Source organism: Georgenia sp. Z1491, from assembly GCF_049856175.1.
GTDB lineage: Bacteria > Actinomycetota > Actinomycetes > Actinomycetales > Actinomycetaceae > JB111.
Genome location: NZ_JBNDNA010000006.1, coordinates 44916 through 58415, shown reverse-complemented (window position 1 = coordinate 58415; position 13500 = coordinate 44916). Strand labels below are relative to the sequence as shown.

At 73.2% G+C, this 13500-nt stretch carries 12 protein-coding genes; 5 read left to right on the top strand and 7 right to left on the bottom strand.

Annotated elements, in window-relative coordinates:
• Positions 1–5: 5 nt before the first annotated feature.
• Positions 6–485 carry an aminoacyl-tRNA deacylase gene (locus ACPYO4_RS07845; protein WP_425708661.1) on the top strand — a complete coding sequence of 160 codons (480 nt, stop codon included), beginning with the start codon at positions 6–8 and terminating at the stop codon, positions 483–485.
• Between the two features lie 128 nt (positions 486–613).
• On the opposite strand, the gene ACPYO4_RS07840 is transcribed toward ACPYO4_RS07845, so the two are convergent.
• From ACPYO4_RS07840 to ACPYO4_RS07830, 3 genes are all read right to left on the bottom strand, one after another.
• Positions 614–1999, bottom strand: a complete 1386-nt coding sequence (locus ACPYO4_RS07840) for an NAD(P)/FAD-dependent oxidoreductase (RefSeq protein ID WP_425708660.1) — start codon at positions 1997–1999, stop codon at positions 614–616.
• 88 nt (positions 2000–2087) lie between these two features.
• Positions 2088–3830 (bottom strand): thiamine pyrophosphate-binding protein, encoded by a 1743-nt coding sequence (locus tag ACPYO4_RS07835; RefSeq protein ID WP_425708659.1) that lies wholly within the window; start codon positions 3828–3830, stop codon positions 2088–2090.
• A gap of 151 nt (positions 3831–3981) precedes the next feature.
• Positions 3982–5007, bottom strand: coding sequence for an ABC transporter substrate-binding protein (locus ACPYO4_RS07830; protein ID WP_425708658.1), 1026 nt, complete (start codon positions 5005–5007; stop codon positions 3982–3984).
• 152 nt (positions 5008–5159) lie between these two features.
• On the opposite strand from ACPYO4_RS07830, the gene ACPYO4_RS07825 reads away from it, so the two are divergent.
• The 3 genes from ACPYO4_RS07825 (at position 5160) to pheT (ending at position 9892) form a co-directional block, all read left to right on the top strand.
• Positions 5160–6074, top strand: coding sequence for a LysR family transcriptional regulator (locus ACPYO4_RS07825; RefSeq protein WP_425708657.1), 915 nt, complete (start codon positions 5160–5162; stop codon positions 6072–6074).
• Positions 6075–6162: 88 nt separating this feature from the next.
• Positions 6163–7257, top strand: a complete 1095-nt coding sequence (gene pheS / locus ACPYO4_RS07820) for a phenylalanine--tRNA ligase subunit alpha (RefSeq protein WP_425708656.1) — start codon at positions 6163–6165, stop codon at positions 7255–7257.
• Position 7258: 1 nt separating this feature from the next.
• The gene (pheT, locus tag ACPYO4_RS07815) at positions 7259–9892 is read left to right on the top strand and encodes a phenylalanine--tRNA ligase subunit beta (RefSeq protein ID WP_425708655.1); all 2634 of its coding nucleotides are present in this window, start codon (positions 7259–7261) and stop codon (positions 9890–9892) included.
• 101 nt (positions 9893–9993) lie between these two features.
• On the opposite strand, the gene ACPYO4_RS07810 is transcribed toward pheT, so the two are convergent.
• The 3 genes from ACPYO4_RS07810 to ACPYO4_RS07800 are packed head-to-tail and all read right to left on the bottom strand — an operon-like array spanning position 9994 to position 11682.
• Positions 9994–10992, bottom strand: coding sequence for a hypothetical protein (locus tag ACPYO4_RS07810; protein WP_425708654.1), 999 nt, complete (start codon positions 10990–10992; stop codon positions 9994–9996).
• 4 nt (positions 10993–10996) lie between these two features.
• Positions 10997–11269 (bottom strand): hypothetical protein, encoded by a 273-nt coding sequence (locus ACPYO4_RS07805; RefSeq protein ID WP_425708653.1) that lies wholly within the window; start codon positions 11267–11269, stop codon positions 10997–10999.
• Positions 11266–11682, bottom strand: coding sequence for an SseB family protein (locus ACPYO4_RS07800; protein WP_425708652.1), 417 nt, complete (start codon positions 11680–11682; stop codon positions 11266–11268). The genes ACPYO4_RS07805 and ACPYO4_RS07800 overlap by 4 nt, the downstream gene beginning before the upstream one ends.
• Before the next feature lie 258 nt (positions 11683–11940).
• On the opposite strand from ACPYO4_RS07800, the gene ACPYO4_RS07795 reads away from it, so the two are divergent.
• Positions 11941–12441 (top strand): flavodoxin domain-containing protein, encoded by a 501-nt coding sequence (locus tag ACPYO4_RS07795; protein WP_425708651.1) that lies wholly within the window; start codon positions 11941–11943, stop codon positions 12439–12441.
• A gap of 6 nt (positions 12442–12447) precedes the next feature.
• Here ACPYO4_RS07795 and ACPYO4_RS07790 read toward each other — a convergent pair whose 3' ends face one another.
• Positions 12448–13287 (bottom strand): hypothetical protein, encoded by an 840-nt coding sequence (locus ACPYO4_RS07790; RefSeq protein WP_425708650.1) that lies wholly within the window; start codon positions 13285–13287, stop codon positions 12448–12450.
• Positions 13288–13500: the final 213 nt, after the last annotated feature.

The following is a 13500-nucleotide window of genomic DNA, read 5'->3' as shown; positions in this document are numbered from 1 at the left end:
GGGCCATGAACGAGAAGAGCGAGACGTCGGTGTCGACCCCGGCGACCGAGGCGGTCCGTGCGTCCGGCATCGAGCACGAGATCACGAGCCACGGCCGCGTCTCGTCCCTCGAGGAGGCGGCAGCCGCGCGCGGCGTCGAGCCCCGCGACCTCGTGAAGTCGATGGTCGTGCGCATCGACGACGAGCACTACGTTATCGCCCTGGTCCCCGGCGACCGCCAGATCTCTTGGCCCAAGCTCCGGGCGCTCCTCGGTGTCTCACGGTTGTCGATGCCCGACGCCGCGCGCGCGCTCGAGGTCACCGGATACGAGCGCGGCACGATCACGCCCTTCGGGTCGACCACCGCGTGGCCGGTGATCGCGGACGAGGCCGTCTCCGGCAGACGGATCTCGATCGGCGGGGGAGCGCACGGTATCGGCATCACCGCGCAGGCCGACGACGTCGTCGCGGCCCTGAGGGCACGCCTCGCCGACATCTCGGAGTAGCAGGAGCGAGCTCGCACGCCGTTCCTCGTCGGCCGTTCGTCGTCTCCCGCCGGACGCGCGACCGGAGCAGCGAGACGCCGGCCCACCCCGCGGACGGGGGCGGGCCGGCGCGCTCACACCTGTGGCGGCTACGTCCCCGCGGGGGCCTTGATCTCGGGCTTGCCACCGGACACGTGCGTGCGCGGGAACCGGGCCTCGGGCGGGGCGTCGCCGACGATGATGTTGTGTCCGCCGCGCCACGTGAGGTAGCGCGAGCCGAGGTTGACCATGGTCGCGACGCGGTTGCGCTGGCCGAGCAGCGAGATGAGGTGCACGCCGGTCCAGATCGTCCACGCCGGGAACCCGGTGAGGTTCGGCAGCCCGCGGACCTCGGCGACCGCCGAGCTGCGGCCGATCGTGGCGAGGATGCCCTGGTCGTCGTACGTGAAGGGTCGCGCCCGGCGCGCGGGCCGGTGGTCGCGGGCCGCGCCGGTCTCCTCGGCGATGACGGCGCCGACGTACTCGCCGCCCTGGATGGCCGGCTGCGCGAGCTGGGGCAGACCGGCCGGGCTGATCGCGGCGTCGCCCACGGCGTAGACGTCGTCGACGCCGACCACCCTGAGGTACTCGTCGGTCTCGAACCGGCCGCCCTTGCCCTGCGGCAGGCCCCACTCGCCCACCTGCTGGTAGGCGGTGACGCCACCGGCCCAGATGACCACCATCGCCGGCAGGAACGTGCCGTCGGCGAGCTCGACGCCGTCGGAGCGCACCTCCTTCACACCGTTGCCGAGCCGCAGGTCCACGCCGCGCTCGCGCAGGGCGTTGGCGGTGTAGCGCTGGCTGTGCTCGGAGAAGGGCAAGAGCAGGTTCGGCGCCATGTCGACGAGCGTGACGTGCATCCGCGCCTTGTCGATGTCCGGGTAGGCGATGGGGAAGTCCTTGTTGCGCAGCTCGGCCAGTGCCCCGGCCGTCTCGACTCCCGTCGCGCCGCCTCCGACGACGACGACGCGCACGTCACCCGGGTCGGGGTGCTGGGCGGCCGCCTCGAGCCGGGCGAACAGGGTGTCGCGCAGGCGGATGGCCTGGCTGCGCGTGTAGAGCGGGTAGGCGAGCTCGTCGGCGCCGGGCGTGCCGAAGAAGTTCGCGGTCACCCCGACGGCGAGGACCAGGCGGTCGTAGCGCATCCGCCGGCCGTCGGCGAGCTGGACGCGGTGCGCCTCGGCGTCGACGCCGGTGATCTCCCCGCGCACCACGCGCAGGTTCTTCTGCTTGCCGCGGGCCGAGCGCAGGAAGTAGGAGATGTCGCCGGGGTTCAGCGTGGCGGTGGCCACCTGGTAGAGCAGCGGCTGGAACGTGTTGTAGAGGTTCTTGTCGACGAGCGTGACGTCGACCTCGGCGTTCTTCAGGGCGCGCGCGGCGGCCAGTCCGCCGAATCCTCCGCCCACGATGACGATGTGCTCGCGCACGCCGCGACGGTTCGGGCTGGGCTCGAGCCGCTTGAGGCCGGGGACGTCTGATTCGGTCGGTACGGTCATGCCACAACCGTAGAACCGGTTCCGCCCCAGGGGCGAGTGGCGATGGCCACCCCGACGACGTCGTCGGGCGCGCGGCCCGGTCGGACCGCTACGCGTCGCCCTGGAAGACGTGCTCCTCGACCCACGAGCGTAAGACCGTGGTCTTCGCGTCGACGACGAGCGGGCGCGAGCGGTCGCCGTCGAGCCACGCCCGGACCTGCTCGACGTCTCCCACCTCGCGCACGGTGACGCCCTCGCAACCGAAGCCGCGGGCGATCGCAGCCACGTCGGTCTCGGGGAACGTCACGGTCGTCATGTCGTCGCCGGCGTCGAAGTGGTGGATCTCGGCGCCGTAGGCGCTGTCGTTGTAGACGACCACCATCAGCGGGAGCCGCTCGCGCACCGCGGTGTCCAGCTCGACGAGGCTCATCATGAAGCCGCCGTCGCCCACCGCGACGACCACCTGGCGGTCCGGCCGCGTCACGGCGGCCCCGACCCCGATGCCGAGCGAGAGCCCGATCGACTGGAAGGCGAGCGGCAGGATCATGCCGCGGGCGTCGGGCACCGACAGGAAGTTCGCGGGATACCCGGTGAAGTTGCCGGCGTCCGTGACGACGACGCGCTCGGCCGGGATCACGCGCTCGAGCGCGAGCGTGAGCGTGCGTGGGTCGATGCGGCCGTCCCCGGAGGTGTCCTCGTAGGGGACGTCGGGCCAGAGCACGCCGGAGTCGAGCAGCGCGCGCACCCGTGCGCTGCGGTACCCCTCGCGCGGAGCGGCACCGCCGGGGGCGGAGCCGGCTGCGAAGCCGTTCGAGGTGCCGGCCGGCGAGGCGGGCGCGGAGCCGGCCTCCGGACCGCGCGCGGAGGATCCTCGCGCCCACGTCGAGAGGCGGTCCGTCACCGCGGTCGCGGTGAGCGCGGCGTCCCCGACGACGCCGAGGTGGACGCTGCGGTGCTTCCCGATCGCGGCGGCGTCGCGGTCGACGTGCACGAGCCGTGCGTTCGCCACGAGGTCGCCGTTGCGGCACGTCCACCTGTTGAGGGCGACGCCGAGCCCGACGATGAGGTCCGCCCCCGCGATGAGGTCGGCGACGCCCGGTGAGGAGAACCCGCCCATGACGTCGAGCGCCCAGGGGTTCCCCGCGAACAGGCCCCGCGCGACGGCGGAGGTCGCGAGCAGTGCGCCGCTCGCCTCGGCGAGGCGCTCCAGCTCGGCGCGCGCGTGGCGGGCCCCGCGCCCGGCGACGATGACGGGCCGGTCGGCGCTCGCCAGCAGTCGCGCGATCTCGTCGGCACCGGCCGGGTCCGGTGCCGGGACGTGGACGGGCACGGCCGCCGGGACGCTCGCCGGGGACCACTCGACGTCCTCCTCCTGGACGTCGAGCGGCATGTTGAGCACGACCGTCCGGCCGTGCTCGAGCGCGAGGCGGTGGGCGGCGGCGGTGTCGGCGACGGCGGTCCGCGCGCTGTGCACCCGCGCGACCTCGATCCCGAGCGCGCGCAGGGCGCCCGCCTGGTCGATCCAGAAGTTCGACGTGTGACGCGCCGTCGGCGGGGTGTCCCCGACGATGACGACGACGGGACTGCCGCTCTTGGCGGACTCGGTCAGGGCCGTCATCGCGTTCGTCAGGCCGCAGCCCTGGTGGAGGCTGACGACGGCGACCCGGCCCGTGAGGCGCGCGTAGGCGTCGGCCATGAGCGCCGCGCCGGCCTCGTGCCGGGAGGCGACGAACCTTCCGCCGTGGTCGGTCAGGGCGTTGGTGGCGTGGAAGTTCCCGCTCCCGACGACGCCGAACGCCTGCTCCACGCCGAGCTCGACGAGAGTCCGGCCAACTGCTTCTGCGACGCGCATGGTGCTGCTCCTGATCTGCCGGGTCCGGCGCTCTGGTGGGCCGGTACGCCCGGTGGGTCTGCTGGTCTGGTACGACTGTCCGGGCACGCCCCGGCGACGCGGCCGCGGGCGGTGCGGCCACGTCGCCGGTGGTGCGTGCTCGGGCTCCGGCCTACTCCTCGAGCGGGAGGACGAGCTCGAGGTCGGGCTCGGCGGCGAGGATCCCGAACCGGGTGGCGGCCTCGCCGAGCTCGGTCATCGCCTCGACGTTGAACTCCGTGCGGAACGTGGGCAGCGCGATCTCCGCCAGCACGTCCTCGGGGATCTCGGTGTAGGTGCCGATGATGTCGCGCACGGCGTCGGGGTTCTCCGCGGCGTACTCGAGCGAGCGGTTCATCGCAGACCGGAACGAGGCGACGAGCTCCGGGTCGTTCTCGATCGTGTCGCCGGACGCGAAGTAGCCGGCGATGTCGAGGTCGGGGATCTCCTGGAACGGCCAGGCGATCACCCGGTTGCCGCTCTCGACCGCCGCGGTGATGAACGGCTCGACGATCATCGCCGCGTCGACGTTGCCGGCCTCCACGGCGGCCTGCGCGTCCGGGAAGGCGATCTCCACCCACTCGACCGTGTCCGGGTCGCCGCCCGCGGCCTCGATCGAGTAGCTGGCCGTCGCGCCGGTGATGTTGGAGAAGTTGTTCACCGAGACGGTGAGGCCCTCGAGCTCGTCCGCACTCTGGATCTCGGAGTCCTCGGAGACGACGAGCGCGCCGAAGCCGCCCTCGGAGCCCTCGGCGGAGGTCCCGTTGGTCACGAACCGGACGTCCAGGCCCTGCTCGACGGCGAGCATGATCGAGATGACGTTGCTGAAGGCGAACTCGTTCTCCCCGGACACGACGCCGGCCATGGCCTCCGCGCCGCCGCCCGTCGTCGTGATCGTGACGTCGAGCCCCTCCTCCTCGAAGAAGCCCTCGTCGACGCCGAGCCACACGGCCGCGGTGTCCGCGATGGGGATGGCGGCCACCGTGACGGGCGTGAGCTCACCGCCTCCGGCGTCCCCGCCGCCGTCGGAACCGTTCTCGTCGGCCGCCGTGTCCTCGCCGCCGCCGTCGTCGTCCTCGGTGGAGTCGTCGCCGCCCCCGCAGGCGGCCAGGGTCAGCATGGCGACGGCGAGCGTCGGCAGTGCTCTCGAGGTTCTCATCTGCACTCCTTCGTGCGGCTGGCCCGGTCGGCGGTGACCGGCACGCGGCCCCGCACGTCGGGAGGCCGCCACCCGTGATGCTAGCGGCGCTCCGTATGCACGACCAATGACATTGCTTCTCCATCGACATGCACCACATCTATGATCGGCGGGTGGCCGACGTCGACCTGGATCTCCTCGCGACGTTCGTCCGCGTCTACGAGGCGGGCAACGTCACGCGGGCGGCGGCGGACCTCGGCCTGTCCCAGCCGACGGTGAGTCACGCGCTCGGCCGGCTGCGACGGCGCCTCGACGACGAGCTCTTCGTGCGCGCTCCTGGCGGGGTGCGGCCGACCGAGCTCGCCGACGCTCTCTACCGCGACTCGGCCGGCGCGATCGGTGCGCTGCGGGTCGCCGTCGAGCGGGCGCGCGGGTTCGACCCCACGACGTCGCAGCGCCGGTTCCGGCTCGCGCTCACGGACCTCGGGGAGACCGCGATCCTGCCCGGCGTCGTCGAGCGGCTCGTCGACGAGGCGCCGCGCGTCGACCTCGAGGTGGTGGCGATGGACGTCGACCAGGCGCGCACGTGGCTGCTCACCGGCGAGGTCGACCTCGCGGTCGCCACCACGACGCTGGGCGGGGGACTGGCCGACGACCTGCTGTTCGACGAGTGGTACGTGCTCGCGATGCGCCGCGGGCACCCGCTCGCGCACGTGCGCCTCACGCCGGAGCACGTGGCCGCCGCCTCCCACGTGGTCGTGCCGGTCGCCGTCGGGCACCGGATCCCCGAGCAGGTGATGGACCGGCTGCACATCGACCACCGGGTCGCGCTGAGCACGCGCACGTTCGCGGCTGTCCCCGCGATCCTCGAGCGCACCGACCTCGTGGCCGTCCTCCCGTGGGGCGCCTACCGGTCCTACCCGGGGCGTGCGGGCCTGGTGACGCGCAGCCTGCCGTTCGACGTCCCCGAGGTCTCGGTCCGGCTCTACCACCGCCGCGAGGGGCTCTCGCCCGCGGTCGAGTGGCTGCGCCGCACGGTCGTGGCCGCGTCCGTCCGGCCCGACGACTGGGCCGACCCCGAGGCGTAGCCGCGCTCCGCCACCCCGCGCTCCGCCACCCCGGGCGCCGCAATCCCGCGGTCAGGCCCGGCCCGCTGCGTCGGTAGGATCGGGAACCGTGCCCATCGACGACCCGCAGCCCCTGAGCCCGCTCGACGAGGCCGGCATCGATGCCGCCGTCACCGCCGCGACCGACGCGTTCGCCGCGTCGGCCACGCTCGAGGAGCTCAAGGCCGCGCGCCTCGCCCACGTCGGCGACTCCTCGCCGATCTCGGGCGCCAACCAGCAGATCCGGCATCTCGACAAGGCCGACAAGCCCGCCGCCGGCAAGATCCTCGGCCAGGCCAAGGGCCGCGTCCAGCGGGCGCTCGCCGCCCGGCAGGCCGAGCTCGAGGCGGAGGAGGCCGAGCGGGTCCTGCGCGAGGAGACGGTCGACGTCACCGTGCGCCGACCGCGCCCCGCCGGCGCCCGCCACCCGCTGACCGGGCTCATCGACGAGGTCTCCGACCACTTCAGCTCGCTCGGCTGGCGGATCGCCGAGGGCCCCGAGCTCGAGCACGAGTGGTTCAACTTCGACGCCCTCAACTTCGGCGTGGACCACCCGGCGCGGCAGATGCAGGACACGTTCTACGTCGGCGAGGTCACCGATCCGTCCGGGACGGCGATCGACGGCGCCGCGGACGGCCTCGTCCTTCGCACCCACACCTCACCCGTCCAGGCGCGCGAGCTGCTCGACCGTGAGCCGCCCGTCTACATCGCCTGCCCGGGCAAGGTGTTCCGCACCGACGCCCTGGACGCCACGCACACCCCGGTGTTCCACCAGGTGGAGGGCCTCGCCGTCGACGAAGGTCTGACGATGGCCCACCTCAAGGGCACGCTCGACCACTTCGCCCGCGCGATGTTCGGCCCCGAGGCGCGCACGCGCCTGCGCCCGAGCTTCTTCCCGTTCACCGAGCCGAGCGCCGAGATGGACCTGTGGTTCCCCCAGAAGAAGGGCGGCGCCGGCTGGATCGAGTGGGGCGGCTGCGGGATGGTCAACCCGGCCGTGCTGCGCGCCGTCGGCATCGACCCGAAGCGCTACACGGGCTTCGCGTTCGGCGTGGGCGTCGAGCGCGCGCTCATGCTGCGTCACGGCATCGCCGACATGCACGACATCGTCGAGGGCGACGTCCGCTTCACCCAGCAGTTCGGCACCACCGGAAGGGGCAACTGAGATGCCGTACGTCCCGATCTCCTGGCTCGCCGAGCACGCGGCCGTCCCCGCCGGCACCTCCGCCGAGCAGCTCGCCGAGGACCTCGTCCGCGTCGGGCTCGAGGAGGAGGGCGTCGTCCCGCCCGCCGTCACGGGGCCCCTCGTCGTCGGCCGCGTGCTGTCCCGGGTCGAGGAGACCCACGCCAACGGCAAGACGGTCGGCTACTGCCGGGTCGACGTCGGTCAGCTCAACGACGCCCCGGGTACCGGCAAGGAGCCCGCCGACGTCGCCTCCCGCGGCATCGTCTGCGGGGCGCCCAACGTGTACGCCGGCCAGCTCGTCGTCGTCGCCCTGCCCGGCGCCGTCCTGCCCGGCGACTTCCGGATCTCGCCCCGGAAGACGTACGGGCACGTCTCCGACGGCATGATCTGCTCCGCCGCCGAGCTCGGCCTGTCCGAGGACCACGACGGGATCATCGACCTCGGTGACCTCCTCGGCGCCGAGGCGGCCGACGACCTGCCGCTCGGCTCGGACCTCACCGGCGTCCTCGGCCTGGGCGAGGAGGTCCTCGAGATCAACGTGACCCCCGACCGCGGCTACTGCTTCGCCATGCGCGGCGTCGCGCGGGAGTACCACCACTCCACCGGTGCGGCCTTCACCGACCCGGGCCTGCCCGAGAACCTGCCCGGCGGCGCGGTACCCGCGCCGACGGCCGGTGCCTTCGGCGTCGAGCTCGCCGACGAGGCCCCGATCGACGGCGTCGCCGGCGCGGACCGGTTCGTCACCCGCGTCGTGCGGGGCATCGACCCCGCCCGCCCGACGCCGACGTGGCTGTCCGCCCGCCTCCGCGCGAGCGGCATGCGCCCGATCTCGCTGGCCGTCGACGTGACGAACTACGTCATGCTCGACCTCGGCCAGCCGATCCACGCCTACGACCTGGGCGCGCTGGCGGCCCCGATCGTCGTGCGCCGCGCGGCGGCGGGGGAGCGGCTGACCACCCTCGACGACGTCGAGCGCACGCTGCACCCCGAGGACCTGCTCATCACGGACTCCCCGGCGGGCCACGGTTCCCGGGTGCTCGGCCTGGCCGGCGTCATGGGCGGCGCCTCGACGGAGGTGTCCGCCTCGACGACCGACGTGCTCGTCGAGGCCGCCCACTTCGACCAGGTCAGCGTCGCCCGCACCGCGCGCCGACACCGGCTGCCGTCGGAGGCCGCGAAGCGGTTCGAGCGCGGCGTCGACCCGCTGCTCGCGCCCGTGGCCGCGCAGCGCGTCGTCGACCTGCTCGTCGAGCTCGGCGGAGGGACCGCGGACGAGGCGATGGTCGGCGACGTCGGCGAGCCCGCCCTGCCTCAGGCCATCGTGTTCGACCCGGCCGAGGCGCGCCGGCTCGTCGGCGTCGACTACTCCCGCGAGCGCGTGGTCGAGCTGCTCACGCAGATCGGCTGCACGGTCGGCTTCGGGACGCTCGGGTCCGAGACCGACGCGGGCATCGAGCCCTCCGGGCCGCTGGCGGTGACCCCGCCGTCGTGGCGCCCCGACCTCGTCGGCCCCGCGCACCTCGTGGAGGAGATCGCCCGCCTCGACGGCTACGACGAGATCCCCTCGATCCTCCCGTCGGCCCCGCAGGGCGGCGGCCTCACGCGGGCGCAGGTCCGGCGTCGGGACGTGTCCCGGACGCTGGCCGAGGCCGGCCTCACCGAGGTGCTCACCTACCCGTTCATCGGTGACGTCCACGATCTTCTCGGCTACGCCCCCGACGACGAACGGCGCGCCGTCGTGCGCCTGTCCAACCCGCTGGCGGAGGACGCCGGCGCGCTCCGGACGTCGATCCTCGACACGCTGCTCGAGGCGGCGCGCCGGAACGTCGCGCGCAGCTCCGGGCCGCTCGCGCTGCTGGAGACCGGGCTCGTCACCCGCCCGTCGGGGACGGTCGCGACGAGCACGCCGAGCGCAGCCGAACGGCCGTCGGACGACGAGCTGGCCGCCCTCGACGCCGCCGTCCCGGACCAGCCTCGGCACGTCGCGGGCGTGCTCGGGGGCGTCCAGGTCCCCGCCGGCCCGCTCGCTCCCGGGCGCGCCGCCGACTGGGCCGACGCCATCGAGCTCGCCCGCACCGCCGCCGCGGTGGTGGGGGTCGAGGTCCGGGTCGAGGCCGACGCGATCGCGCCGTTCCACCCGGGCCGCAGCGCGCGGATCGTCGGCGTGGGCGTGGCCGACGGCGAGGACGCGGTGCTCGGGCACGCCGGCGAGCTGCACCCGGACGTGGTCAAGGGGCTCGGCCTGCCGGCCCGCACGGCCGCGTTCGAGCTCGACCTCGACGTGCTGACCTCCGCCCCGACCGAGCCCGTGCAGGTGCGTGCCGTGTCGACGTATCCGTCCGCGAAGGAGGACTTCGCGTTCGTCGTCGCGGCCGTGATACCGGCGGCGGACGTCGTGGGCTCGGTGGCCGAGGCGGCCGGCGAGCTCGCCGAGGAGGTCCGCCTGTTCGACGTCTACTCCGGCGACCAGGTGGGCGAGGGCCGCGTGAGCTACGCCGTGGCCGTGCGCCTCCGGGCACCCGACCGCACGCTCACGGCCGAGGACATCGCCGAGGTGCGCGAGCGGATCGTCACCGAGGTGGGCACGCGGCACGGGGCGACGCTCCGCGGCTGAGCCTGACCGGTTCGGGGCGCAGCCCTTCGTCGAGAGTGCGGTACGCGCCCGTCGAGCACGGTCCGCGCAGATCGAGCATGCGGACCGGCCGATCATCCGGACTAGCCGAAGGGCCAGACCTTCTGGGCCTTGTCGAAGATGTCGTCGGTGACGTCGTCGATGAGGTCGTCGGCGCGGGTGCGGATGTGCTCGGGTACATGCTTCTCGTAGAAGGGGCCCGCGGCCCACCCGATGAACGGGATGGACTCGACCATGACGGTCGAGTCGTCGTCACGGGTATAGAGGTCGTACCCGGTCAGGCCCCAGCCCACGAACGGCACCGACTTTCCGATCCTCTTGGTCCACTTCGCCGCCCCGGCGTTGTCGTTGCCGTACTGCCAGGTTCGGCTGCGCGGCCGGCGGTTGCCCTTGGCGGGCATCTCGTCGGACCGCTGATACCAGTCCTCGGCCCGCCGGTCCCACCGCTCGGCCGCCTCGCGCAGCCCGGCCTCACCGATCTCCATCCCGGCCGTCATCGTGACACCGGTGAGCAGGTCCAGGCCCGCCTGGGCCTGCACCGCCTCGAGTGCCGGCCCCAGGTCGGAGTCGATCCAGTCCAGAAGCTCCTCCTTCTCGCGCGTGACCTTCGTCAAGGCATCGTCGTAGGCATCGACCTTCTCCTGCTGGAGGCGGTGGTCCTCCATCTCTCGCAGGTAGTCGCCGAACGTGCGGTTCCGGTTGAACGGGTTCCAGGCGGCGACACCCGGCGCCGGGTCCGGCTCGAGGATGAGGAACCCGCTGACCTCGAGGCCGTCGTCGACCGCCCCTGTGCGGATGGTCGTCATCTCGGACTGGAGCAGCCGAAGCTTCGTGTTGTACGTGCGGACCTTGCCCTCGGCGTCGTCCGTCCGATGGTTCGCCTCCGAGAGCGCGTCGCTCAGGTCCGAGCCCCACGCGTTGTAGGCATCTCCGGCGTCGCCGAAGAATCCCTGGCTCCCCTGCTGGACGGCGAGCGCGGCGCCGTTCGAGGCGGCCACCAGTGCCTCGTGCGCCTTCTTCAACCAGTCGGCGACCTCGAGCACGACGTCCGGGTCACCGGGCACCTCGGTATCGATCGGCATCGCGTCACACCGTCCCGAAGAGTGCTGCAGCGTCGTCGTCGTCCTCCTGGAAGTTGTCCCAGGTGTACTGGAGCACGGCGGCCACCTCGGCGTTGTGGGTGATCGAGCTCCCGATCCACTCCGCGATGCGTGCCACGATGCCCGCGACCTCGACGTCGCCCCAGCCGAAGTCGCCGTCGGCCGGTTCGGCGAGCTGGGCGCCGGCGTCCGCGGCCTCGAGGTGATACCGCTTCATGGCATCGAAAGTCATCTCGTCGAGCTGAAGAACGTCACTCATCGGCTGGTGCTCCATCCGGGCATGGCCCTCAGAGTGGTGGGTGGTGTCGCGCGCGTCAGCGGCCTGTCGGAAGCGGATCTCGTGTCCGCCTGGCCGGTGGTCCCCAGCTGGGCAGTGGCGGCCAGTTCTTCGGCGCTGGGCGCCGGGTGGCTGGCGTCGTGGTCGATCACGACGACGTGCGCGAGGCCCTCGCTGATCGCGGTCTCGAGGCCGGCGAGGCTCATGAGAGCCCAGCCGTGCTCGACGCCCCGTGCGGACTGGAGCCGGTCGAGCGCGGTGTAGACGGGAAGACCCGTGCGCCCGTCCTCCTGCTCGAGCAGGTCGTGGTGCGGAGACCCGCTGTGGGCGCCGGGGCTGACCGGCACGTAGACGATCGGAGGGAGGACGATCGAGCTCGTCACGGGGATCTTCATGCGGCGCCTTACGGGGTACGAGAGTGCTGGGGACGAGGACTTACGTTATTTCGGTCGGCGGGGTCACGTCAGCGTGGAGGTGGGGGAGTTCGGTCCTGCGGGGGTGGAGGTCGTCCGGCCGCACGGCCCGGCCAGAGCCGTGACCGCATGCGGACGCCTCCACCGCGCCGGGAGCGGTCCTGCTCGCCCAGCGGACCGTCCGTCCCCGGGGACGATGGTCCCTGGTGGGCGAGCTGCGTCGTCGGTCATCGTGAGGTCATGAAGATCCTCGTCGTCACCAGCTCCCGGCACGGCGCCACCGACGAGGTGGGCGACCGCATCGTCGACGTGCTGCGCTCCGCCGGCCACCTCTCGCGTCGCGTCGCGCCGTCGTCCACGGTCTCGCTCGACGGCGTGGACGCCGTCGTCGTCGGCTCGGCCGTCTACATGACGCAGTGGATGGAGTCGATGCGCGCCTTCGTCACCGGCCGCGCGGACGTCTTGAGGGCGCTCCCGGTGTGGGTGTTCTCGGTGGGGCTCGCGGGCGTACCCCACGGCGAGGTGCAGGACCCGATGCGGGCCGCGCGCTTCATCTCCGCCCTGGACCCGATCGACTACCGCACGTTCCGCGGCCGCCTGGACCCGAGCCTGCTCGGCCTGCGGGAGCGCAGCGTGATCCGCATGGCCGGCGGCATGGAGGGGGACTACCGGGAGTGGGACAAGATCGAGGCCTTCGCGGGTGAGATCGCCGCACAGCTCACCGAGCACGCCGGCGCCTGAGCGCGCTCACAGCTCGGCGGCGGCCTGTCCCGGGTCGGTCTCGGCGAGCAGGCGGGTCGCGGCGTCGGGGGAGTCCGCGAGCGAGCGGAGGATCGAGAGCAGGACGGCGGGGTCGCCCGGGTAGGAGGCCAGCGAGAACGTCTCGGTGAGCTGCGGGTCCTCGACGACCGTCGTCGCCCGCCCGCGGCCCGTGCTGCCGCGGCGCTCGCGGCCGATGGGCGCCGAGCTCGACACCTTCACGCGTGCCCCGGCCCCGGGGACCGGCTCGATCGAGCGGACCCGCGACCACATCACCGTGCGCGTGGTCATCACGGCGTCGACGACGAACGTCTCGGGCGTGATCGTCGTCCGCGCGGTGCGCAGGCGGCCCCGGCCGATCTCCCACGCCATGGGCAGGCCCGCGAGCGTGGCGACGAACATCGGGAGCGTGAGCCACGGCGGTGGCAGCACCGCGCTCGAGCCCTGCAGAAGAACGTCGACGGCGAAGAACGGGCCCGTCAGACCCGCCGCGAGGAAGGCCGAGAACGCGAGGCGGGCGACCGACGGATCGGCCTCGAGGCGGAGGTATCCCTCCGGCGAGCGGGCCGCGACGAGGGTCCCCGGCCGGCGCCGCGAGCGCGGCCCGAGGAGGGCCGCCAGACCGAGGAGTGCAGCGAGCGGCAGCAGAAAGACCCCGACGGTGCCCAGCAACGTTCCGCTGGTCGGCATCGTCACGGCGGCGTACGCGAGCCCGACGGCGAGGACGCCGAGCAGCGCCTCCGGCCAGAAGCGCGTGACCGGCCGGTCCCACTCGGGGGGACGGGGAGCGGTCTCGGAGGTGCGCCGGTACGTCCGCTGCTCGTCCACGGACTCAGGGTAGTTGGCGCGGGTGCGGTGACCGACACCCGCCGGGCAACCTGAGGCCGCGGTCCCAGCACAGCGCATCCGTGCCCGTATCCGCACCGCGGATCGAACTGATCCGAGAAGTGATGTTCCTCCTGCGACGGCCCTCGCCTAGCGTCGAGGCACAGGTTGAACCGAGCCGGCGGGGCCGCCTCCCGGCGGACGGGGACCCGGCAC